17 protein-coding genes are annotated in these 22,414 nt (G+C 73.8%); 6 read left to right on the forward strand and 11 right to left on the reverse strand.

Going from position 1 to position 22,414, the window contains the following annotated elements; genetic code table 11:
- Positions 1–53: 53 nt before the first annotated feature.
- The 3 genes from ACFVXG_RS03105 to ACFVXG_RS03115 form a co-directional block, all read right to left on the reverse strand.
- On the reverse strand, positions 54–1,298 hold the full coding sequence (locus tag ACFVXG_RS03105; protein ID WP_387923710.1) for a serpin family protein: 1,245 nt from the start codon (positions 1,296–1,298) through the stop codon (positions 54–56).
- 77 nt (positions 1,299–1,375) lie between these two features.
- A complete protein-coding gene (locus tag ACFVXG_RS03110) occupies positions 1,376–1,921 on the reverse strand; it encodes a GNAT family N-acetyltransferase (protein ID WP_387923712.1) in 546 nt (181 codons plus the stop codon).
- Positions 1,922–1,951: 30 nt separating this feature from the next.
- Positions 1,952–2,536, reverse strand: coding sequence for an O-methyltransferase (locus ACFVXG_RS03115; RefSeq protein WP_387923714.1), 585 nt, complete (start codon positions 2,534–2,536; stop codon positions 1,952–1,954).
- A 131-nt stretch (positions 2,537–2,667) separates the two neighbouring features.
- Here ACFVXG_RS03115 and ACFVXG_RS03120 point away from each other — a divergent pair, with 131 nt between their 5' ends.
- The gene (locus tag ACFVXG_RS03120) at positions 2,668–3,672 is read left to right on the forward strand and encodes a hypothetical protein (RefSeq protein WP_387923716.1); all 1,005 of its coding nucleotides are present in this window, start codon (positions 2,668–2,670) and stop codon (positions 3,670–3,672) included.
- A 357-nt stretch (positions 3,673–4,029) separates the two neighbouring features.
- On the opposite strand, the gene ACFVXG_RS03125 is transcribed toward ACFVXG_RS03120, so the two are convergent.
- Positions 4,030–4,668 carry an AAA family ATPase gene (locus ACFVXG_RS03125; RefSeq protein WP_387923718.1) on the reverse strand — a complete coding sequence of 213 codons (639 nt, stop codon included), beginning with the start codon at positions 4,666–4,668 and terminating at the stop codon, positions 4,030–4,032.
- A gap of 178 nt (positions 4,669–4,846) precedes the next feature.
- Here ACFVXG_RS03125 and ACFVXG_RS03130 point away from each other — a divergent pair, with 178 nt between their 5' ends.
- A complete protein-coding gene (locus tag ACFVXG_RS03130; protein ID WP_387923719.1) occupies positions 4,847–6,436 on the forward strand; it encodes an AMP-binding protein in 1,590 nt (529 codons plus the stop codon).
- Between the two features lie 151 nt (positions 6,437–6,587).
- Positions 6,588–6,770 (forward strand): hypothetical protein, encoded by a 183-nt coding sequence (locus ACFVXG_RS03135; protein WP_350507285.1) that lies wholly within the window; start codon positions 6,588–6,590, stop codon positions 6,768–6,770.
- Between the two features lie 41 nt (positions 6,771–6,811).
- On the opposite strand, the gene ACFVXG_RS03140 is transcribed toward ACFVXG_RS03135, so the two are convergent.
- The 3 genes from ACFVXG_RS03140 to ACFVXG_RS03150 form a co-directional block, all read right to left on the reverse strand.
- Entirely contained in the window at positions 6,812–7,801 is a 990-nt protein-coding gene (locus ACFVXG_RS03140; RefSeq protein ID WP_387923722.1) for an ABC transporter ATP-binding protein, read from the reverse strand.
- A gap of 121 nt (positions 7,802–7,922) precedes the next feature.
- Positions 7,923–10,736 carry a hypothetical protein gene (locus tag ACFVXG_RS03145; RefSeq protein WP_387923723.1) on the reverse strand — a complete coding sequence of 938 codons (2,814 nt, stop codon included), beginning with the start codon at positions 10,734–10,736 and terminating at the stop codon, positions 7,923–7,925.
- A complete protein-coding gene (locus ACFVXG_RS03150; protein WP_387923724.1) occupies positions 10,733–14,065 on the reverse strand; it encodes an FtsX-like permease family protein in 3,333 nt (1,110 codons plus the stop codon). Before ACFVXG_RS03150 ends, ACFVXG_RS03145 begins: the two co-directional genes overlap by 4 nt.
- Positions 14,066–14,470: 405 nt before the next feature.
- On the opposite strand from ACFVXG_RS03150, the gene ACFVXG_RS03155 reads away from it, so the two are divergent.
- Entirely contained in the window at positions 14,471–15,205 is a 735-nt protein-coding gene (locus tag ACFVXG_RS03155; protein ID WP_387923726.1) for an ABC transporter ATP-binding protein, read from the forward strand.
- 112 nt (positions 15,206–15,317) lie between these two features.
- Here the strand turns inward: ACFVXG_RS03155 and ACFVXG_RS03160 are convergent, their stop codons facing one another.
- Positions 15,318–16,838, reverse strand: a complete 1,521-nt coding sequence (locus ACFVXG_RS03160) for an FAD-binding oxidoreductase (RefSeq protein ID WP_387923728.1) — start codon at positions 16,836–16,838, stop codon at positions 15,318–15,320.
- Positions 16,839–17,193: 355 nt separating this feature from the next.
- Positions 17,194–18,816, reverse strand: a complete 1,623-nt coding sequence (locus ACFVXG_RS03165) for an alpha/beta hydrolase (protein WP_387923730.1) — start codon at positions 18,814–18,816, stop codon at positions 17,194–17,196.
- Between the two features lie 153 nt (positions 18,817–18,969).
- Between ACFVXG_RS03165 and ACFVXG_RS03170 the strand changes: the two genes are divergently transcribed.
- Positions 18,970–19,311 carry a TetR/AcrR family transcriptional regulator C-terminal domain-containing protein gene (locus tag ACFVXG_RS03170; RefSeq protein ID WP_387923732.1) on the forward strand — a complete coding sequence of 114 codons (342 nt, stop codon included), beginning with the start codon at positions 18,970–18,972 and terminating at the stop codon, positions 19,309–19,311.
- A gap of 62 nt (positions 19,312–19,373) precedes the next feature.
- Here the strand turns inward: ACFVXG_RS03170 and ACFVXG_RS03175 are convergent, their stop codons facing one another.
- Both ACFVXG_RS03175 and ACFVXG_RS03180 read right to left on the reverse strand, forming a co-directional pair.
- Complete coding sequence (locus tag ACFVXG_RS03175; protein ID WP_387923734.1) at positions 19,374–20,126, reverse strand: aminoglycoside phosphotransferase family protein; 753 nt, start codon at positions 20,124–20,126, stop codon at positions 19,374–19,376.
- A gap of 96 nt (positions 20,127–20,222) precedes the next feature.
- Positions 20,223–20,774, reverse strand: a complete 552-nt coding sequence (locus ACFVXG_RS03180; RefSeq protein ID WP_387923736.1) for a TetR/AcrR family transcriptional regulator — start codon at positions 20,772–20,774, stop codon at positions 20,223–20,225.
- Between the two features lie 287 nt (positions 20,775–21,061).
- Here ACFVXG_RS03180 and ACFVXG_RS03185 point away from each other — a divergent pair, with 287 nt between their 5' ends.
- Positions 21,062–22,243 (forward strand): FAD-dependent monooxygenase, encoded by a 1,182-nt coding sequence (locus tag ACFVXG_RS03185; protein WP_387923738.1) that lies wholly within the window; start codon positions 21,062–21,064, stop codon positions 22,241–22,243.
- Positions 22,244–22,414: the final 171 nt, after the last annotated feature.

Below are 22,414 nucleotides of genomic sequence, written 5' to 3' on the forward strand. Positions count from 1 at the left end.
CCCTGCTTCCGCTTCTTCTTCCGTCCGTTCCTCCGTCCCTTCGTCCGTCCCGCTCAGTCCTCCTCCTCCGACCCGTGCAGCATCGCCGCCCAGGGGTCGACCGCCGCGTCCGGCTCGGTCACCCAACCCGCCGCCAGGACCAGCCCGGAGAGGCGGTGGACGGCGAGGAAGCCGAAGGGACGGCCGAAGTCCACCCGGACGTAGCGCTGCAGGTACGGCGGCCTCCGCTCGTCGCCCACACCGGCGGCCGCCATCCCCACGGCCGTCACCGAGGCGGCCCGGAACCCGCGGGCGCCGAAGGTCGCGGTGGCCTTCTGGCGCGCGCTGTTGACGAACAGCGGCGGCACGCCGTCCGAGAGGCCGGGCAGCCGGTCCTCGGTCGCGGACGGGACGGCGAGCGTCCCCAGTCCGAAGAGCTCCCGGCGGGCCAGGAGGTCGTGGTCGGCCTCCACGGTGAACTGCGGGACTCCCGTGACCAGCATGTCCTCTGGTTCGTAGCGCCGCAGCGTCCCGACCGTCAGCCCGGGACCGGTCGTGCCGACGGGCAACCGGTCGGCCGTGGTGCGGCGGTGGCGCTGCGAGAGCGCTCCGATCCCGGCGGCCAGCACCTCGCCGGGGTCGGCCTCGGGCTCGCCCAGCAGCAGATGGACGGTGATGTCGCCGTACCCGAGCACCTGAAGTTCGGTCACCGGGCCGGCGGGCGTCTCCAGCAGGGCGGCGCGGTCCAGCAGCGACGTCACCCGGAACAGGTAGTGGACGGGCCGACCCCAGCCGTCCGTCCCGTTCCCCCTGAGGGCGCCGTAGTCGCTGAACGGCCGGATCCAGTCCGTCCGGACGGTGAGCGCCGCGGCCAGCACCAGGCGGGTGTCCGGGTCCAGTTCGAGCGGCAGCTCATCGATCGCGCCGTCGGTCTGCTCGCTCGCCCAGGCGTCCAGCAGCGGCTTGTCCCGCTCCACGTCACCGCTCAACCGCCCGACCACGTCCGCCGGGACGGAGGCCAGCCACTCCGGGCGCAGCCGCAGCCGGTCGTCGGTCCAGACCCCCAGCGCGGAGCGCACCGCCGGGATGTCCCGCAGCAGGCCGAGCAGGTCGCGGGCGCGCTCGGCGGCGGCCGCGACCGGCACTCCGAGCGCCTGCGCCAACTCGCCCTGGACGGGAGTGCTTCCGGCCGGGGCCAACAGCCCGAGCAGCGGCCAGACCCCGGCCGGCATCAGCACCGTGCCCCGCCTCAGCTCGGTCTGCCCGACCCAGCGCTCCCCCAACGCGTTGGCGGCCCGTACCGCCTCGGCCCTGCTCATGTGCACCCCCCGGACCCGGTGTTCGGCTGTGCCGAGCCTAGGAGGCGAACACCGGGCGGGGCCAGCGGTTTTCCCGGTCAGGCAGGCCGTCGGGCGAGGTACCGCGCGCGGGTCAGTTCGTGGACGCGGACGGCGGTGCCGTTGCCGGGGACGGTGGTCTCGCGCTCGGCCCGCAGGCCGAGCTTGGCCATGACCCGCTCGGAGGCAGTGTTGCCGATCCGCGCGATGCTGATGATCCGCTCCGACTCGCAGCTCTCGAAGCCGAACCGCAGCGCCGCCGTCGCCGCCTCGGTGGCGATGCCCCGGCCCCAGAACGGCCGGCCGAGCCGCCAGCCGATCTCCACGGCGGGCAGCACCTCGGGCAGGAAGGACGGCACCGACAGGCCGGCGAACCCGGCGAGTTCACCGCTCTCCCGCAGTTCCACCGCGAACAGCCCGAAGCCCTCGGCGTCCCAGGACCGCTCGATCCGCTCGATCGCCGCGCGGGTCCGTTCCGGCGTGAGGACCTTCCCGTCGCCGATCCACCGCATCACCTCGGGGTCGGCGTTCACCTCGGCCATCACCGGCACGTCGCCCTCGCGCCAGCGCCGCAGGATCAGCCGGGAGGTCTCGATCGTCACCATCCGCCCATCATCCCCGCCACGGTGCCGCGGTCAGGCCCGCCAGGCCCGCCGCACCGCCAGGACGGCCGAACTGCCCGGCGTGGTCAGCACTTCGCTCGCCTCCAGCGCCGGGTGCGTCAGGTAGTGCAGGCGCAGCCGGTCGACCTCGCCGCCGTAGCGGGGCGGCCAGTGCGGTGAGGGCGTGAAGTCGTCCATGAGCAGCAGACCGCCGGGGGCGAGCAGCTCGACCACGCGGTCGGGGTCGTCGCGCTTGCCGCCGCCGTCGCAGAAGAACACGTCGAACGGCGCGTGTTCCTCCAGCAGCCGCCAGTCCCCGTGCAGCACCCGTACCCGCTCGTCCCCCTCGAACAACTCCGCTGCTCGCCGCGCGAGTTGCGCGTCCCGCTCCACTGTGACCAGCCGCCCGCCCGGACCGAGCCCACTGCGCAGCCAGGCCGTGCCGACGCCCGCACCCGTGCCGCTCTCGGCGACCGTCCCGCCCGGCTTGGCCGCGGAGGCGACCGCCAGCAGCCGGCCGACCTCCCGGGTGCAGCTCTTGCCGAACCCCAGCCGGGCGGCGCCCCGCTCGGCCGCCAACACCCGCTCGGGAACGCTCCGTTCCGCGTCGTCCGTCATCCGCCCTCATCCCCTTTCGACTCAGACTCCGGGTACGGCTCCGGCTCCGGCTCCGATTCCGGACGGACCATCATGCCGCTCCACCACCCCCGGTCCGGGCGATCGACCTCCTCCCGGGCACACTTGGTGGGGTGAAGATCAAGGGCATCACCTACGACACCGGCACCCCGACCGTCGACGGGTCCACCACCCGACCGGAGCTCACCCGGGCGACGCTGGAACGCGAACTCGCCGCCATCGCGGGCGAACTGCACTGCACGGCGGTACGGATCACCGGCGACGACCTCACCAGGCTGCGGTCGGCCGCGGAGACGGCCGTCGGATTGGGCCTGGCGGTCTGGCTCTCCCCGATGGCGCCGAACGCCGACCAGGCGGCGACCCTCGGGCTGATCACCGCCGCGTCCGAGGTCGCCGGGGACCTCCACCGTGCGGGTGGGGACGTCACCCTGGTCATCGGCTGCGAGCTGAGCGTCTTCATGGCCGGGCTGGTACCCGGTGAGGACATCGCCGCCCGACTGGCCGCGCTCGCGGACCCGATGGGCTGGCCGCCCGAGTTCTTCGCGGCGGGTCCGCCGCCGGTCCGGTTCAACGCCCTGCTGGCCGAGGCGGTCGCCACGGCGCGGCAGCACTTCGCCGGTCCGGTCACCTACGCCGCCGGGCTCTGGGAGGACGTCGACTGGGCGCCGTTCGACCTGGTGGCCGTCGACGCCTACCGCGACGCCGGCAACGCCGACACCCTCCGGGCCGCCCTGGCAGCGTTGCACGAGCACGGGAAGCCGGTGGTCGCGGCCGAGTTCGGCTGCGCGGCGTTCACCGGGGCCGCCGACCACGGCAGCCGCGCCTGGACCCTCGTCGACCGCTCGAACGGCACCCGGCGGCCGCGCCCCGGCCTGGTCCGCGACGAAGCCACCCAGGCCGCTGAACTCACCTCACTGCTCGACCTGTTCACGGACATCGGGCTGGCCGGCGCCTTCGTCTTCACGTACGTGACCCCCGCCTACCCGGCCTCCGACGACCCGTCCGAGGACCTCGACACGGTCGGCTACGGCCTGGTCCGCTCCTGGCCGGACGGCCGCACCACGCCCAAGGCGGCCTTCACCGCCGTCGCCCGGGCCTACGCGCCCGCCCCGGAGTGACCGGGCCCGCCCGGGACTGACCGGGCCGGCAGTACGCTCGACGCCATGACCGAGTGGATCACCATCGCCTCGAACCGGAACCGGACCGGCCGCCCCACCCCCGCCGCCGCCGTCCGCGCTTGACTACGTGACCGGGGCGTCGACTGGACGCCCTTCCCGGCGGAGGAGATCCGCTGGAGCGCGCTCCAGGTGCGCACACCGGACGGCAGCCGGCAGTGCCGGATCGAGGTGGCGGTGGCCGCCGACGCCCTGCGCCCGCTCGGGCTCCACCCCGACCAGCCGAGCGCCGTCGTCAACGGCCCGAGCCCGCCCGGCTGGTGGCACGCGGAGGCGGAGCGCCGGGCCCGCGACTGGGCCTCAGCGCTGCGCCCCGAAGGCGACCGTCGCCGCCCTCGACCGGGAGGCGGCGTCCAGCAGCAGCACGGACGCCGCCTCCGGGGTGGGCAGCGGCCCACCGGACCGCGTGTACCGGGTGAACGCCGCCGACAGCCGCGTCAGGCCCCGGTGGTGACGGGCGAAGACCCGGGCGGAGGCGTGCCGTCCGCGGGCCCGCTGGCCGTCGAGGGCGGTGGCGGCGCCGACGTCGAGCAGCACCAGGTGCAGTTCCCGGCCCTGCCGGGCCGCCTCCCGGGCCAGCCAGCGGCGCATCCAGGCGCGGCTGCCGCAGTCGTGCACCAGCAGCGGGCCACCGCGCCGCACCGAGGCGCGGAGCAGCCGGAAGTGCTCCAGCCGCGCCCAGGGCCGGTAGACCGCGTACGGCAGGCGCGCGGGCATCACCGCCTCGCAGGCCTCGTGCACGGTCCGCGGGTCCACCGTCGCGGCCTCCCCGGTGGCCGCCCAGCGGCGCAGCAGGGTGCTCTTGCCGGCCCCCGGCAGGCCCGACACCACCACCACGGCCCCGGCCGGGTACCTCACGACGAACCGCGCCCCGGCCTCGCCCCGCAGGTCGAGCACCCCGCGCGGCGCCACCACCGCCGTCTCCACCCCGCCGCCCACCGCGCCCCCGTCCGTCCTTCCGACCGACCCTAACAAGATCGGCGAGCGCACCGACGGGCACCCAGGGCGCTCCACGAACACCCAGGCCCCGGAGCGGTCGCAGCCCGGACCACTGCCGCGCACCCGTGGTGCCGCCAGCCACTAGGCTGACGCCTCGTCAGTCGTGGGAAGGGTGGGCATGATAGAGGCTGGTGGGACGTACACCGAGCTGGTGCTGGACGGGCTGGCCCGGGATCCGGGGCGGCCCGCCCTGCACCACGACGGGGCGGCGCTGACCGCTCAGGAGTGCCTGGACCAGGTGTACCGGACGGCCCGCGCGCTGGAGCGGGCCGGGCTCGGGCGCGGGGACGGGGTCACCGTGCTCGCCGGGAACACCCCGGAGGCGCTGCTGGTGCGGCTGGCCGCCAATCTGCTGGGCTGCCGGGTGGCCATGCCCTACCCGGACCTCCCGGTCGCCGAGTTGGTGGCGCTGGCCGGGTTCGCGGAGACCGACGCGCTGGTCTTCGACCCCCTGCGGTACGCCGCCGCGGCCGGGGCGGTGGCGCGGGCGCTGCCCGCCGCGGGCGTGTTCGCCCTCGGCCCGGCGCCCTTCGGCACGGACCTGCCGGAGCTCGCCGCGGCCTGCTCCCCCGCCCCGCTGGAGCCGCGTTGCCTCCCCGAGGACGTGATGGCCGTCCGGTTCACCAGCGGCACCACCGGTCGGCCGAAGGGCGTGCTGCGCCGCTTCGCCCGCCCGCCCCGGCCCGCGCTGCTGTCCGGCGCATGCTTCCTGCTCTGCACCCCGCTGAGCCACGGCGGCGGCACGAGCGCCGACTTCGCCCTGGCGGCCGGGGGCGCGGTGGTGCTGCAGCAGGGCTTCGCCGCCGAGGAGGTGCTGGCGGCCGTGGAGCGGCACCGGGTGTCCCGGATGTACCTGCCGCCGCACCTGCTCTACCGGCTGCTGGACCACCCGCTGCTGGCCACGACGGACACCGGCAGCCTGCGCCGGGTCGGCTACACCGGCTGTTCCCCGTCGCCGCGCCGGCTGGCGGAGGCGACCCGGCGGCTGGGCCGGGTGCTGCACCAGACGTACAGCCTGACGGAGTGCGGGCCGGTCGCCCGGCTGAGCCCGGACGAGCACCTGGACCCGCGGCTGCTGACCACCGCCGGGCGCCCGTACCCGGACACCGAGGTGCGGATCCTGGACGAGGAGGGCGCACCACTGCCGCCGGGCCGCACGGGGGAGATCTGCGTCCGCACCCCGACCGCGATGGCCGGCTACTGGCGGGACCCGGAGCTGACGGCGCGGGTGCTGCGGGAGGGCTGGCTGCACACCGGTGACCTTGGCAGCCTGGACGCGGCCGGCTACCTGACGGTGGCGGGCCGACGGGACTCGATGGCGATCGTCGAGGGGCACAATGTGTTCCCCCATCAGGTCGAGGAGCCGCTGCGGACCCACCCGGACGTCCGCGAGGCGGTGATGTTCACCGCCACCGACCCGGACGGTCTGGAGCGGGTGCACGCCGCGGTCGCCGTCGCGCCGCACGCGCGGGTGACGGCGGACCAGCTGCGCCGCTGGGCCCGCGACCACGGGGACGCCCGGTGTGCCCCGGACACCGTCCTGGTCCTCCCGGCGATCCCGCTGAACGGGCTCGGTAAACCCGACCTGCCGGCCCTGCACGCCCTGGCCGAGGAGCGGACCGGAAGGACCGGGAGGGCCGAACCGCCCGGGAGGACCAGGCAGACCGGGCAGACCGCCACCGCCCCGGGGGCGCACGAAGTGGTGTGACGCGCCCCTGCTGTGCTTCGAGCGCCCGCGCAGGCCACCTGTTGCGCGGCGCTCGGCGGGAAGAACCGACCGTGGGCGACTCGACCGTGCGGGCCGAGCTACCGATACACCCCGGCGGCGCTCCCTCGCACCGTCCCCAGGAGGCACTCCCTTGACCTGGCTACGCGTCCTGACCGCAGTGGGCATCCTCGCCGTGGCGGCCGGTGCCCTGCTTGTCTTCGCCCGCTGCACCTCCCCCTCCCGGGGGGAGCGCGCCGGCGGCGCCGCGCCGCCCGACCTCCGGAGGGACGCCGAGGGCAGCGGCCTCTTCCCGCGGACGGGCGGCGACGGCTGAGCCCGGCTCGCCCGGATCAGCCCCCGCCGGTCAGCCCCCGGTCAGCTCCCCGCGATGTCGTCCGGGCGGACCTCGATGTGATCGGCCGCGAGGTCGACCGCCACCCGGTGCTCCATGCCGAGCGCCTCCAGGAACTTGACCGGCAGCTGCACCCGCCCGGTGCGGTCCAGCATCACGTACTCGCGCTCGTTGACCGACTCCTCGCCGTGCTCGTCCGTCACGGTGCGGCGCAGCACCTCGCTGCTGGTCCGCCCGTCCCGGATGGCCACCGTGCGGCGGACCTCGCCCGCGACCATCGGGTCGTGGGTGACGATCACGACGGTGGTGCCGAGCTCCCGGTTGACGGTGCGGAAGGACTCGAAGATCACCCCCGCGGTCTCGGAGTCCAGCTCACCGGTCGGCTCGTCGGCGAGCAGCACCGGCGGGTTGTTGGCCATCGCGACCGCGATCGCGACCCGCTGCTGCTGGCCGCCGGAGAGCTCGTTGGGGCGCCGGTGGGCGAGGTTCCCGATCTCCAGCGCCTCCATCAGCTCGGCCACCCGGGCGGCCTGCTGCTTCGAACCAGCGGCCCCGGCCCGGCGGCCGCGCAGCTGCATCGGCAGGGCGATGTTCTCGGCGGCGGTCAGGAACGGCAGCAGGTTGCGGGCGGTCTGCTGCCAGATGAAGCCGACCACCTCCCGCCGGTAGCGCAGCCGCTCCTTCGCGGACATCTCCAGCAGGTCACAGCCCGCGACGGTGGCGGTGCCCGCGGTCGGCACGTCCAGCCCGGCGAGGATGGTCAGCAGGGTGGACTTGCCGCTGCCGGAGGCACCGACCAGGGCGACCAGGTCTCCCTGCTGAATGGTCAGTTCCAGGCCCTGCAGCGCCTGGACCTCGATCCCCTCGGCGCTGAAGATCCGGACCAGCCGGTCGCAGACGATGGCCGCGCCCGCTCCGTACGCCTTGGGCGAGGCGGCGGCCAGGGCCCGCTGGCGGAGCTCCTGGAGGCTGGGGGCCTCGACCGTCGGCCGCTCCTGGGGGGTGCTCTTCACGGCTGGTCTCCTGTCTCGACGGTCTGGCTGATCCGGACGGTCCGGCTGCTCCGGCTGGTACCGACGCGCGGCCGGCTCCCGGTGTTCTCCACTGTCGCGGCCCGTGCCGCTGGTCCCGCTGTCACGCCTGCTCCCCCGCCCGCAACTCGGTGGCGATCTGGCGCCGGCCGGCGACCAGCGTCTCCACCACCACCCCGAGGCCGACCAGCAGGGCCAGGCCCGCGGTGGGCAGCAGCACCGGCATCAGCACGGGGGTGATGACCTCCCCGACCTTGGCGCCGACCAGGGTCGAGATGTCGAAGGCACCGCCCAGCAGGGCGACCGCCGCAACCGCGACCAGGCCGCCGCCGACGGCCGCCGCGAGGGTCTGCGGCAGCGCCTCGGTGACGATCAGCGCCAGCCCCTGACGGGGCCGCAGGCCCATGGTGCGCAGCCGGGCGAGCAGGGCCGTGCGGTCGGGCGCGGCCCGGAACAGCGTCAGCAGCACGGCGAGCAGGGCGTACCCGGCCCCGGCCGCGGCCGCGTACCAGAACAGCTGCCCGGCGGCGTGCTGCAGCGGGTCGTCGCCGAGCGCGACGAGGGTCTCCCGGCTGCTGTGCACCGTGTATCCGGCGGGCAGCCCGTGGGTGGCCTTGCCGACGGCCGCGGCGTCCTCCGCGATCAGCTTGGCCATGCCGACCGGCTGGGCCCCGCCGTTGTTCCGCAGCACCGCCCTGACCCCTTCGGGGTCGACGTCGCCGACGGCGAACCACTGGTTCACCCGCCGGGCGTCCGGCACGCGGTCCCAGGCGGGGCCGGCGGGGACGACGACGAACGGCTTGCCCGGATCCGGCAGCGCGGGGGTGGCGCCGACGGTCGCGGCGACGGTGAGGCGCAGGTCGTTGCCGTTGGGCGTGCGCACCTGGGACGACCCTTCGGCCAGGCGCTTGCCCAGGTCGCGGCTGACCAGCGCGGGCACCGGGGTGTCCGGGCCGCCGGGCGTCCCGGCCAGCTTCGCGGGATCGAACTCGCCCGCCCCGAGGGTCCGGGCGATCTCGGCGTACGCCGCCGGATCGACCACCTCCACCAGGTAGGCCTCGAAGTAGGTCTGGTCGGCACCGAGGATGCGGGCCCTGGGTTCGACCCAGACCGCGGTCGAGGCCCGGACGCCGGGCAGCTCGCCGGCGGCCTTGGTGAACGAATCGGTCAGGGCGGCGTAGCCCGGGAGGGAGACGCCGATGTCCCCGCCGGTGGCGATGCGCGCGGCGCGGGTCCGCACGTGGTCGACGGTGTCGAGCACGGTGGCGCCGAAGCCGGTCGTGGTGACGGCGATCAGCAGGGCGAGCAGCGGCAGCGCGGAGGGCTTGCGGCGGCCCGAGCTGTCGCGGGCGGCCCGGGCCAGGCCGAGGAAGCCGATCAGTCCGCGCCCCCGTCCGGCGAGGGCGGCCAGCCAGCCGACCGCCACCGGTTCGATCCGGGCCAGCAGCAGCCCGCCGGTGACGGCGAGCAGGAGCGGGGCGGCGACCAGCAGCGGATCCAGCCCGGAGCCGGTGCCGACGCCCCGGCGGCGGACCTCCGCCACGGCCGCGACGGTCACCGCCAGGACGGCGAGTTCACCGACCAGTCGGCGTCGGCCGCCCCCGGCCGCCCGTCGGCGTGCCCACAGCAGGGCCGCGCGGGCCGGGAAGGCCAGCAGCGCGATCAGGGTCGCGGCCAGGGCCGCCAGCACCGAGCGGTCCCAGCGGGGGGTGGGCAGCAGCACCAGGGCGAGGGCCGTTCCGAGCACGGCGGCCGGCAGGACGGTGACCGCGCCCTCGCCGACCAGCCGTCGCAGCACCCCGGTGAGGGAACCGCCGCGGGCCTGGAGCAGCCTGATCTCGGCGGTGCGCCGGTCGGTGCTGAGGGCGGCGGCCAGGAACAGCACCACGGTGGCGACGCCCGCGACGCCGGCCGGGCCGATCGTGCTGAGCGGCAGCGAGGCCTGGTAGCGCTCGTCCGCCTTGGTGAGGATGTCGGGCAGGCCGGAGCTGGTGTGCAGGTCGGCGCGCCCGGTCGCGTTGGCCAGGGCCGTGGCGTCGCGCCCGGTCAGGAAGGAGCTGAGGATGCCGCGGGTGCGGTCGATCCGGTCGGCGTGCAGCGCGGCGGTGTCGACGGGCAGCCGCCAGAAGATCTCGGCGTTCGACCCCCAGTGGGCCATCGCGGGCAGGCTGGCACCGTCGACGAATCCGCTGGTCATCCAGTGCTCGAACCCCGGGTCGGTCCTCAGGCAGGCGCGGGCCGGGCAACCGAGGTCGTCCCAGAACGGGTCCTGGGGGTCGTTGACCTGGTAGAGGCCGACCACCACGGTGGTCCGCTTGGCGCCCGAACCCTCGACGCCGTTGTCGATGACGTCACCGAGCTTGATGTGGATGGTCTCGGCGGCCTTCTTGCTGATCACGATCGGCAGCGGAGCGCCGACGGCAGCGGGCCTCGGCCAGGTGCCGTCGGTGAGGGTGGCCCGGGCGGCCAGGTCGTGCAGGTAGAGCAGGCCGAGGACCGGGTCGGTGACGTGCTCGGAGAACCGGGCGTACTCCGGATTGCCCATATTGCGGTCGCCCAGGGCGCGGGCGCCGTAGGCCTGGCCCGAGCGGGCCAGCGGCAGCTGCCGTCCGATCGCCTCGGCCACGGTCTGCTGCACCCGGTCGAGCTTGCCCGCGTCGTCGTCGTCGAGGACCTTGGAAGTGGTCTGCAGGCTGCCCTGGTTGAGGCCCTTCTGGCTGACGTAGTCCTGGAGCGCCGCGTCAGCGCCCCGGTCCGCGATGCGGGGGAAGGCCGCCGCCAGGAAGACCGTGACGAAGGCGAGGGCCGCCATCAGCAGCGCGGCCAGCGGGCTCGCCCGCAGCCTGGTGCGGACCCAGCTCGCGGGGCGGTGGGCGGTGTCGGGGGTGGGCACGCGGGTGCCGGCCTGGGTGGTCACATCTCCTCCACGTGGCGCAGCCGGTTGGCCACGTCCCGACGGCGGCGTCCGATGAGGAAGGCCGACAGCAGCGGGGCGACGGCGATCGCGGCCGCGAACAGCAGGGCCTGACCGAGGGGCAGCTCGATCAGCGCCTCCGGCATCGGCCGGTGGGCCGCGGGCGTCAGGACGACGAACGGGACGATCAGGTGGACGAGGAGGGCGCCGAGGGCGAGCCCGACCGTCCCCCCGAGTCCGACCAGCAGCGCCTGTTCGACGGCGACGGTGCGGGTCACCTGCTTGCGGGGTGCGCCCAGGGCGAGCAGCAGCGCGGAGTCCCGGGCGCGCTCGTGGGCGGAGCCGGCCACGGCGGCGACGAAGCCGATCGCGGCGAGCAGGGCGGTGACGAGCGCGATGGCCATCAGCGCGTTCTGCGGGGCGGCGCCCACCGGGTCGCTGAGCATTCCTGCGGAGACCTCGTCGTAGAGCTGGACGTCCTGGGAGCCCGGGGCGGCCCGCAGGGCGGCGGCCAGCTCGGCCGGAGCGCGGTCGCCCGGCCCCGTGGCGGGCAGCCACCACTCGGTGCGGGTGGGCAGGACGCGGCCCTGGGCGGCCAGCAGCCGCGCGGTGGTCGCCAGGTCGACGACCAGTGCGCTGCGCCCGGTCGCCGGCACGGCCTGGACCGCTCCGGTGATCTTGACCTGGACGACGGCTCCGGCGAACGGCACCCGGACGACGTCGCCGACCGACGCGCCGACGAGCTTCAGGTAGTCCTGGGTGGCGACGCCGGTCAGGGCGCTCGGCGCCTCCGCTCCGGCGATGCCGAGGACGGCCCGCAGGGGGACCTTCGACGGGACGTAGTCGATGGTGAACAGCCGCCCGGCGTCGGCCGGTTCGGGCCGTACGGTGACCGGCGGCGCGGCCCCGGGCTTGAGTGCCGGTCCGTCGAACACGTCGCCCTTCCAGGAGAGGCCGGCCGGCACCGGGACGTCGGCGGCGGGGCCGTCCACGCTGTCCGACACGGCCAGCCGGCCGACGGTCACCTCGCCCGTGATCCGGTCGCCGAAGGAGACGGTCGCCCCGACCAGGGTCAGCGGCGCGGCGACGGAGCCCACCGGGGCGCCGACCAGCGTGCTCAGCGGGGCCGAGGCGCGCTGCTCACCGCCGGCCGGGACATCGGCGAACGGGGCCTTGTGGACGTAGCCGAAGCGGTCCCGGAGCAGCAGCGTCACCTCCGGCGGGGACGGGACCGGCGCATTGGGGGCGCCGCTGCCGAACACCTGCCGGACGGCCAGGTCGGCGTCGACCCGCAGCGGGCGGCCGGGCAGCGTGACGCCGGCCTTCGCGCCGGTCGGCGCCGGCTGGGCGAGGGTGCCGAACGCCTTCGCCCGGTCGGACCCGCCGAGCAGGTCGTCGCGGAACGGGACGCGGTCGACGAGGGCGGCGGTGTCCACCGCGAGCATCTGCCCGGTGCCGTTCGAGAGCGCCTGGTCCTCGCGGTCCACCGGGATCAGCCGGTCGCCGCCGGGCAGCGTGCCGTAGTGGCCGCCCTGGCCCATCGGCGCGGTGTGCGAGGCCGAGATGCGCAGCCCGCCGGCCGTGTTGAAGGAGGCCTGGTCGTACTGGGAGGCGGTCCAGGTGGCGTGCTGGCCGAGCGCGAGCACCCCGGTGGCCACGGCCATCACCAGCAGCAGCACCGGCCCGGTGGCCCGGGCGGGCTGACGGGCCAACTGCCAGCCGACCATGGCCGGCCCGAGGCCGCTGCCCCGGGCGGCGACCCGGGCGCCCAGCCGGGCGACCAGGGGCAGCAGCCGCAGCACCACCAGGGTTCCCGCGCACAGGGCCAGGGTGGGGGTGGCGACCAGCAGCGGGTCGACGCCGAGCCGGCCGGCCGAGTCGGCGGACAACCCGCCGCCGTACTGGTCGAGTTGCTGGTAGGCGAGCACGGCCAGGGCGAGCACCGCGAGGTCCCCGCCGTTGCGGGCGATGCCGGAGACCATCGCCTGGCGGCGGCCGGCCCGGCGGCGCAGGGCGGCGCCGGCGCCGCGCAGCAGGCTGGGCACGGTGGCCAGCAGGATGCAGAGGAGGGCGCAGAGCACGGCCACCGGCCAGAGCGTCCAGCGCAGTTGGGTGTCCAGGGCGACCTGGTGGGACCGGCCGAGGCCGGCCAGGACGCGGACCAGGAACGGCGTGAGCAGGGGCGCGAACACCGCGGCCGGGAGGGCCAGCAGCACCGACTCCAGGGCGGTGAAGCCGCCGAGCCGGGCGCCGGAGGCACCGCGGGCGGCGAGCAGCTCGTTCTCCCGCTCCTGGCGGGTCGAGATCAGCCGGACGACCAGCAGCAGGGCCGCCGCGGCGAGCACGGCGAGCTGGAGGGCCCCGATCAGCAGGGTGGACCGGGCGACCATCAGACTGGCCGACAACTCGTTGACCAAGCCAGGGAATTCGGTGGTGGTGGTGAGGCCGGCGGTCTTCCGCAGGTCGTCGCCCAGGCGCTGGGACCGGTCGCCGATGGCCTCGGCCGTGGACTGGTCGACGCCCGCGAAGTCGGCGTCGAGCAGCCAACCGCGGCTGCTCTGCGGCAGGCCGCCGGTCGTGAAGGCGCTCTGGTCGACCATCATCGGGCCGTAGGTGGTGAAGCTACGGATCTCGATCTCATGGCCGCCGACCGGGTCGATGCGCCAGTACCCGGCGAACGGGTCGACCGCCCGGTAGGTGCCGGTGACCCGGACGGTCAGCGGCGTGCTGTCGAGCCGGTCGGTGAGCCGGACGTCCGCGGGCAGCGCCTGGGCGGTGAGGCCGAGCCGGGTCAGCATGGTCTGCGGGACAGCGACCTGCGGGACGGCGGACTTGACGGGCCCGGTGGCGGCGCCCGGCCAGGCACCGGCGACCAGGCTCACCCGGGCGCGGTCGAGATCGGCGAGGACCGTCAGATCCGCGTTGGCCGTGCTGGACTGACCGCCCGCCGGGGCACCGGCCGGGGCACCTCCCGGCGAGCCGGCGGTCGCGGCGCTCCCGGCCGCCGCGGCGTCGCCGCCGGGCAGGCCGTAGGAGCGGCTGCGCAGCAGGCTGTCGGTGCGCACGGGCAGGTCGCCGAAGAGCTTCTGCCGGTAGGAGGAGAGTGCCTCCTCGTCCTTCTGCCGCTGGTCGAGGCCGTGTTCCGCGGTCACCACCACCGTGGTCCGGGCGTGGCCCGGACCCTGGAGCGCCTGCCGCAGGCCGGCCTGGTCGACACCGCTGTTGAAGGTCACCAAAGCGGTCAGCACCGCTGTGGTGATCAGTACCGTCAGCAGGACGGCAGCAGCCAGCGGCAGTCGCCCGCGCAGTCTGCGCACGACGAAGCCGAGCATCAAGTTCCTCCCCCGGTCGCATCCCCGGTCGCGTTCCGGCCCCACCCGTCGATCCGATCCGGACCCTCATCGGTCACGGACGAACACCCCACGGACGTACCGGCGCAGTGATCACCGGCATTCGGTCGCCGGATAGCGGACGATGCTGTCAGATTCGATCCGGGAACGGAAGGGACTTGCGCGAATCAAGTAACCAATGAGCAAATTCCTCGTATTGGTGGCATCCCCACCGGGGACGAGCCTCCAAAATGCCATGCACACTTCATCACCTCGGGTTCATCGACCTCCTTCTGACCAGGGAACTTCTCTTTTGCGAATTCTCTGCTCGGGATGCTGAACCCGCGTAACCACCTCATCCGTTGACCCGAACAGAACCGGGTAGTCACCGCCCCAGGGGGACGCCGCATGACGCAAGACCAGGCCGCCGACACCGCCCTGACGACCACCGGCCCGATGGTGGCCGTGTCCGATCTGCGGCGCAGCTTCGGCAGCGGCGAGCGGACCGTCCACGCGCTGCGCGGCATCAGTTTCTCGATCGAGCGCGGTGAACTCACCGCGCTCAAGGGCCGTTCCGGCTCCGGCAAGACCACCCTGCTCAACCTGGTCGGCGGCCTGGACGCGCCGACCGGTGGCAGCATCGCGCTGGACGGCATCGACCTCGGCGGTCTGGACGAGGACGGCCGGCTCGCCCTGCGGCGGGAGCGGATCGGCTTCGTCTTCCAGTCCTTCGGACTGATCCCGATGCTCACCGCCGCCGAGAACGTCGGCGTGCCGATGCGGCTGCGCAAGGTCCCGCCGGCCGAGCGCGAGGAGCGCGCGCACACCCTGCTGGCCCTGGTCGGCCTCGCCGACCACGCCAACCAGCGGCCCGGCGAGCTCTCCGGCGGCCAGCAGCAGCGCGTCGCGATCGCCCGCGCGCTGGCCAACGACCCCGGCCTGATCATCGCCGACGAGCCCACCGGCCAGCTGGACTCGGAGACCGGCCGCTCGATCATGGAGCTGCTGCGCGCCGTGGTCCGCAGCGAGGGCGTCACCGTCCTGGTCGCCACCCACGACCCGACGTTGATGGGCCTCGCCGACCGGGTGATCGAGCTCCACGACGGACGGATCGTCGAGGAGGGGGCGGAGCAGGCGGCGTAGCGCCGGCGGGCGGCGGGCTGCGGGCCGGGTGCAGCCTGCCGCTCGGGGCTCAGTGCCCTGAGCTCAACGCACCGGCTCAACCCACCGGGCTCAGCGCACCGGGCGTCGCGGCTCAGGCGAGGGCCGGCCGGATCGACTGGGCATGGTGGAACACCTCCTCTCCGTCCCAGTAGGCCTTCGTTCGTTGCAGCCGTCGGTAGTTCTCCTTGTAGTAGAGCCTCGGGTAGGCCGGGTCGGGCTCGTCCGCCGTACCCAGGTCGACGTCCGGGTAGTTGACGTAGGCGCCGTCCGTCACGGTGTCGATCTCCGGGACTCCGCCCGTCTCCCGGTAGACCTCCTGGTAGAGCCCTCTCAGATAGGCCAGGTGGTCGGAGTCCTCCGCCGGGTCGGTCCAATAGGTCTGGTACTGCAGCTTCATGATCGAGTCCCGCTGCGCCACGGCGGTCTCCTCAGGCCCGCGGGCGTTGATCCGGCAGCCGTAGGAGTCGATCTGCACCAAGGTCCTGGTGAGGTCCACCCCCCGCACGTCCCGCGTCAGCCAGTCCCAGAGGGTGGCGATCCGAGCCCGGTCGAACGGCTCCCGGTGGTAGGCGGACTTGTACTTGCCGCGCAGGTTGTCACCCGAGGGGTTGAGCGTCATGGTGGCCTGGAACCAGGGCAGTTGGCGCCGCTTCTCCGGGTAGGGCAGGAACAGCCCGGCGACGCTGTGGGTCTGGGCCGTCGAGCGGGTCACCACCCCCCGCTCGACGGCAGCCGTGAAGGCGTCCAGCGGCGCCGGGTCGTCGCCGTCCCACTGGCTGAACAGCACGACGTTCCCGTTGGATTGGTGGGTCAGCTTGAGGATCGCGAACAGCCCGTTGTAGACCGGCTCGCACGGCCCGCTGTGCTCGGCCAGGAAGGCGCCGAAGTTGGTCAGCAGGGCCTCGAAGTCGCTGGGCCGGTCGATCAGTTCGGCCCAGGGCCAGGCGATACTGCTGATCCAGACCCGCGGTGGCGGCTGCGGCACGTCGGGCGCGAAGTGGTAGCGCAGCACCACCCCGAAGTTCCCGCCGCCACCGCCGGTGTGGGCCCAGAAGAGGTCCTGCTCGGGTGAGCCGCTCGCGTCCTCGCGGTGCGCGCTGGTCACCGCGGCACGGCCGCCCCGGACGGTGACCACGTCGACCTGGACGAGGTGGTCCACCGTGAGGCCGTGCCGGCGGGACAGCACCCCGAACCCGCCGCCGCAGATGTGCCCGCCCGCGCCGACCGAGTAGCAGGAGCCGGCGGGCAGGGTGACGGCGTGCTCTCGGAACAGCGTGGTGTAGACGTCCCAGTTGGTGGCGCCGCCCTCGACGCAGTACGTGCGCCGACCGAACTTGTCGGTCGAGGCGGCCACCCCGCGCATGGTGCTGAGGTCGAGGATCACGCCCCGGTCGTTGTCGACGAAGCCCTCGTAGCAGTGCCCGCCGCCGCGCACGGTCGGCCGCAGCCCGCCGTCCAGCGCCCGGTTCAACTCGGCCACCGCATCGGCCTCGTCCGCCACCAGCCGGATGTACGCCGGGCTGCTGTGCCAGCGCTGGTTGAAACCCTGGCTCAGCGTCCGGTAACGGGGATCGCCCGGCAGGATCGTCCGGTCGGAGAATTCGTTTCGCATGCCCTTCCCCCACTTTCTCAGGCTCGAGAGAGTATGGCGAGCGGCACGCTAACAGCCGCATTCGGCTTTGTGAATTCATTTACGAATTAATGTGACTGTACGTCATTTCTAGTGCCCCCTCGACGAACTGTCGCAGAGCCAAATCGGATGGCGATTGTCAGTGGCATCGACTACGGTCCACCACAACTCACAGGAATCCGCTCCACCGGGAGGTTCGATGACGATCTTCTACCGCGCTCTCCGAGTTCTCCACGCACTCCGGGGCCTCGGCCGCCGCACACGACTGTGGTGGCCGACGCAAGCGTCGACCACCACAGCCCCGGCCTCAACGGCCGGTCGTTCGAGGGGAGATCCCTCAGGCCGCCGGGAAGATCTCGGCGTCCGGCTTGAGCAGCTGGCCCGGCTGCGGCGCGGTGCCGTCCACCAGGTAGCGGGTCACCAGCGCGTTCAGCGCCTTGCTGCGACCGACGGCGCAGTGCTCGATGGCGTCGACGCTGACCAGCACGGCGTTGCCCAGCTCCTGCTGCATCCGCTGGGCGAACTTGTACTGGGTGGCCGGGTCGTAGAGGTTGCCGACCACCATCACGGTGTTGGACGTCTTCTTGTTCCAGGGGCCGCTGAACCGCTCGGCGTCCCGGGCCGGCGCCGGCCAGCTCGCGCACGCCGGGGCGTCGAAGGCCTGGTAGCGGCCGAAGGTCGGCGACTCCTTCTCCCACGCACGGGCGACGTTGGCGAACACCCGGTCGTTCGACGGGTACGGCTTGTCCTGGCAGTTGACGCCCATGTAGGAGTCGTCACCGGCGTACTCGGAGTCGGCCGGGGCCTCGCGCAGCGCCCGCGGGACGTTCACCGTGAGCTGGTTGGCCTCGTCGTCCGCGACGGTCGCCTTCGGCGCCAGCAGGGCGGCCGCGGCCGGCTTCTGCATCACCTGGTAGGTGGCCTGCATCGACTTCGCCAGCGGAGCCAGCTTGGCCTGCGAGTACAGCGCGCTGGCCACCTCGCTGGTGAAGCTGCTCAGCGTCACCTTGGAGCCGTTCGACAGCGTGATCGGGCTGGTCCGCAGGTGGTCGCGGAGCTCGTCGAACTTGGCGCGGGTGTCACCGTCACCGAAGGCGCAGCGCGGGGCACCGGCGGCCTGGCAGCGCTTCAGGAACTCGTCCAGGGCGATCTCGAAGCCGCCCGCCCGCTGGCGGTCGTACTCCAGGCCGTTGTGCAGGCGCAGGTTGGGGTCGACGTTGCCGTCGACGATGATCGCGCGCACCTTGTTCGGGTACATGGCGGCGTACGTCGAACCGATCAGGGTGCCGTAGGAGAACCCGGCGAAGGTGAGCTGGGAGTCGCCGACGGCGCGGCGCATCCGGTCGAGGTCGCGGACCACGTTGATGGTCGACATGTGCTCGATCAGCGGGCCGGCATTCTGGCTGCAGGCATCGGTGTAGTCCTGGTCGGCGTCCAGGGTGTCGTCGATCTCGGCCTTGGTGACGGGCACGCCCACCATGCGGTTGTTGACCGCGTCGGCCGCTTCCTGGGTCTTGAAGCACTTGAGCGGGTTGCTCCGGGCCACACCGCGGGGGTCGAAGCCGACCAGGTCGAACTTGGACTGCACCTCGGCGCCGAAGCGGGTGGTGGTCGCCCACATGTAGCCGCTGCCGCCGGGGCCGCCCGGGTTGAGGAACAGCGAGCCGATCCGCTTCGACGGGTCGCTCGCGCGGTGCCGCATCATGGCGATGCCGACCTTCTCGCCCGACGGGTTGTCGTAGTCCAGCGGCACGGGGTAGACGGCACAGTCGAAGCCGCCCGGGTCCGGCTTGCTCGGGTCGGGGTTACAAGGCTTCCAGTCGACGGGGTCGACCTTCGCTTCGGCGGCCGCCGCACCGGGGGCCTGGTCGAATGGCGCGGCCGACGCGGCCACGGCGGTTCCGGTGACAAGGGCGAGCGCGCAGGTGACCGCTCCGGCCAACGTGGATATGCGGGACAAGGAACCTCCTCCGTACTGAAAGGGCGGCCCCAGCCTGTCAGGCAGAGATCTCCGTGTGAAGACCTCGTGGCGGCGGAATTGTTCCGGACTTCATGTCGCACTCGCCCGGAACATTCTGTGAATGAACCAACTTGACGGTTGATTGACCTGACGGTGGTTCATACCAACCGGAGGAGGATCGGCGTCTGTCGGCCGGGCCGTGGGCGTCCGGCATCACCCACGGCCCGGGGGTCGATCGCGCTATTCGGCGATCGGCTGCGACAGGTTGTCCTCGGCCACACCCTGAGCGAGGTCGGCGAGACCCCCCACCACGAGGGCACCGAACCCCAGCCCGCGCAGTTCTCCGCCCTGGACGGGACCACCTACCCCCACCTCGCCCGGGCCTTCGCCACCGGCGAGGGGCTGGACTCCGAACAGCGCTTCCACCGCACGCTGCGCATCCTGCTGGCCGGCTACGCCGCCGAACTGGAAGCCGGGAAGGGAGGTGTCTGGTAGGGAGTACGCCCTACTGGCCAGCCCGCCCCAACCCGGCCACCGGCCAAGCGAGTTCAACCTGGTCAGTCGATCAGGTGCCGATTGGCGCGGCTCCATGCGACGCGGGCCCGGAGCTCGTCCAGGTACCCCTCGGCGACCCAGGTCGCCTGGGGCTCGTGACCCTCCTCGGCCAGGCGCCGGACAGCACCGATACCGCGCTCCTGGACGGTGAGCACGGCATCGACCAGGCCCGCCGTGTCGGTGAGGCCGTAGGCGGCGGCGAACACCTCGAGGCGGTGACGCCGGTCGGGCGGCTGCGGGTAGCGCAGCCACCGGGTGCACATGTCGTCGTCGCGGAACGGCGCCGCGTACTCGAGCGCGTACGCCACGTCGTGCAGCCGTGGCGCCGGCCGCGCGTGGTCCCAGTCGATGATGCCGACCGGCTGGGTACCGCTCCACACGGTGTTCCAAGGCCCGAAGTCGCCGTGACAGATCACTTCATCGTCGACGGGCCCGGCGGTGGTGGTGGACCAGCGTGTGGTGTCCGGAGGCCGGTATCCGGCCACGGCGTCGTGGTAGTCGCGCAGGAGGTGGGCGAAGATGATCAGGCCTTGGTCGTTGACGACCTTGGCCCAACCGTCCGGACCGGATTCGCCGCCGATCCAGGTCAGTACCTCGCGGCCCTGATCGTCGAAGCCGAGCACGCGGGGCGCGTACTCGTAGCCGACGGCCTCCAGGTGGTGGAGCAGGCCGTGGACCGCCGGGGTCCACGGTCCGGTCGGCCGGTGCACCGTGTTGCCGATGCGCTCGACCCGTCCGAGATCTGGTGTAGTCACCGGGCAACCGTGGCGAGGAAACCCACCGTGGTGCAACCGGTTATCGCGCCACGGCGCTGACCAGCAGCACGCATTCGAGTCCAGCAGGCTTCACGTTCAGAAACCGACCGCCGCCCCGCGCAGGGCAGCCGCCACCAGGCCCTGGAGCTCGTCGGACCCGGTCTCGCCCCCGCCGACCAGGCGGTCGAAGACCAGTCCGTCGATGCAGGCCAGCAGCGTGGCGGTCCGCCCGTCCGGGTCGGCGACGCCCTGCTCGGCGAGGAAGGTCCGGACCACGGCCCGGCCCGCGTTCTCCCGCGGCACGAGGATCTCCCGTAGCTCGGGGTCGCGCACGCTCTCCACCGCGCAGGCGTACCGGGCGAGCGAGCGCCGCCGCCCCTCTCCGGTCAGCCGACGCTGCATCAACTCACCGATGTTCTGCACCAGTTCGTCCGCCGAGCGGATCGCCGCCCGCTCCCCCAGGGTCTGCAACTCCCCCTGGTCCAACTCGACCAGCCGTCGCACCAGCGCGGTCAGCAGCGCCTGCCTGGTCCGCAGGTAGGCCGAGGTGGTGCCGACCGGCAAGCCGGCCGCCGCGTCCACCGCCCGGTGGGTCAGCCCCCGCACGCCCGCGTCCGCGAGCACGCCGATCGCCGCGTCCGCCAGCACGGTCCGCCGGTCCGGCCTCGCTGCGCCGGGCGCGCCCCCCACATCCCCCGCACCCCCCACGCCGGCCGGAGCACGCGTACTGCCCGAACCGCCCGTACCGCCCTGATCCTGCCCCTGGTCCCGATCTCGCCGCATCCCCCCTTTCTACCGGGACGGCGCCCCGACTCGCGCATCCGGCCGCCCGGCCCCGCCACCGCTGCCCCTCCCCTCCGCCGTCTCCCGCAAGCCCGTAGTACGCTCCTTCTACAGCTGTAGAAGACAGCGCAGCAGCAGGGGAAGGGCCGGTCATGAGCAGCAGCAACAGCGCGGTGGTGGTCGGGGGCGGGATCGGCGGACTGGCGGCCGCGATCGGACTCCGGCTGGCGGGATGGGACGTGACCGTGATCGAGCGGGCCGCCGTCCTGGACGACGCCGGAGCCGGCATCTCGCTGGCGGCCAACGGGATGCGGGCGCTCGCCGCGCTCGGCGTGGCCGAGGCGATCGAGGCGGCATCGCGGCGGCAGTACACCGGCGGCACCAGCACGCCGGACGGCCGCCGGCTCGCCGCGATGGACGGCGCGGCACTGGAACGCGAGCTGGGCGCGCCGATCATCGGCATCCCCCGGGCGGACCTCCACCGGATCCTGCGCGAGGCCCTGCCCGCCGAGGCCCTGGTGATCGGCTCGGAGGTGACCGACCTGGACACCTCCGATCCCGACCGGATCCGGGTGAGCCACGGCGACACGACCCTCACCGCCGACCTCGTGGTGGCGGCCGACGGCATCCACAGCCGGATCCGGCGACGCCTCTTCCCTGCTCACCCCGGCCCGGCATACAGCGGCTCGACGGTGCTGCGGGCGATCACCGAGCGCCCGGTCGAGGGGCTGACCGCCGACTTCGAGCTGACCTGGGGCCACGGCGCCGAGTTCGGCCACATCGCCTTCCCGGACGGCCGGGCCGAGTGGCACGCCGTGATCAACGCCCCGGCCGGGGTCCGCTACCGGGAGCCGCTGACCGAGGTCCGCCGCCGCTTCGCCCGCTGGCACGACCCGATCCCCGCGCTGCTGGCGGCCACCAGCCCGGAGGCGGTCCTGCACCACGACGTCAATGCGCTGGTCACCCCGCTGCCCTCGTACGTCTCGGGCCGGGTGGCACTGCTCGGCGACGCGGCGCACGCCATGACGCCCCACCTCGGCCAGGGCGCCTGCCAGGCCCTGGAGGACGCGGTGACCCTCGCCGCGGCGATCGCCGGGAGCCCGACCGTGGCGGGCGCGCTCGCCCGCTACGACGCGGTCCGCCGCCCGCGCAGCCAGGCCGTGGCCCGCGACGCCCGCCGGGCCGGCCGGATGGGCCAGCAGCTCGCCAACCCGCTCGCGGTCGGCCTGCGCAACGCGGCGATCCGGCTCACCCCGCCCGGCGCGATGATGCGGACCGTCCTCAAGCACGCCGACTGGACCGCACCCCGGATCGCCCCCGCCACCGCGGCCTGACGGCTGCGCGGCCGGCAGTCGGCAGTCGGCAGTCGGCAGTCGGTCGCCGGTAGTCGGTAGTCGGTAGTCGGCGGTGGAGGCAGGGCGGGGTAGGGAGGAGCAGCGGAGACGGGGCAATCGAGCTGCATCCGGAACAAAGTAGGATGACTCAACTCCCGCGCTACGCGCGAA

This window comes from Kitasatospora sp. NPDC058162, assembly GCF_042884005.1.
Lineage (GTDB): Bacteria > Actinomycetota > Actinomycetes > Streptomycetales > Streptomycetaceae > Kitasatospora.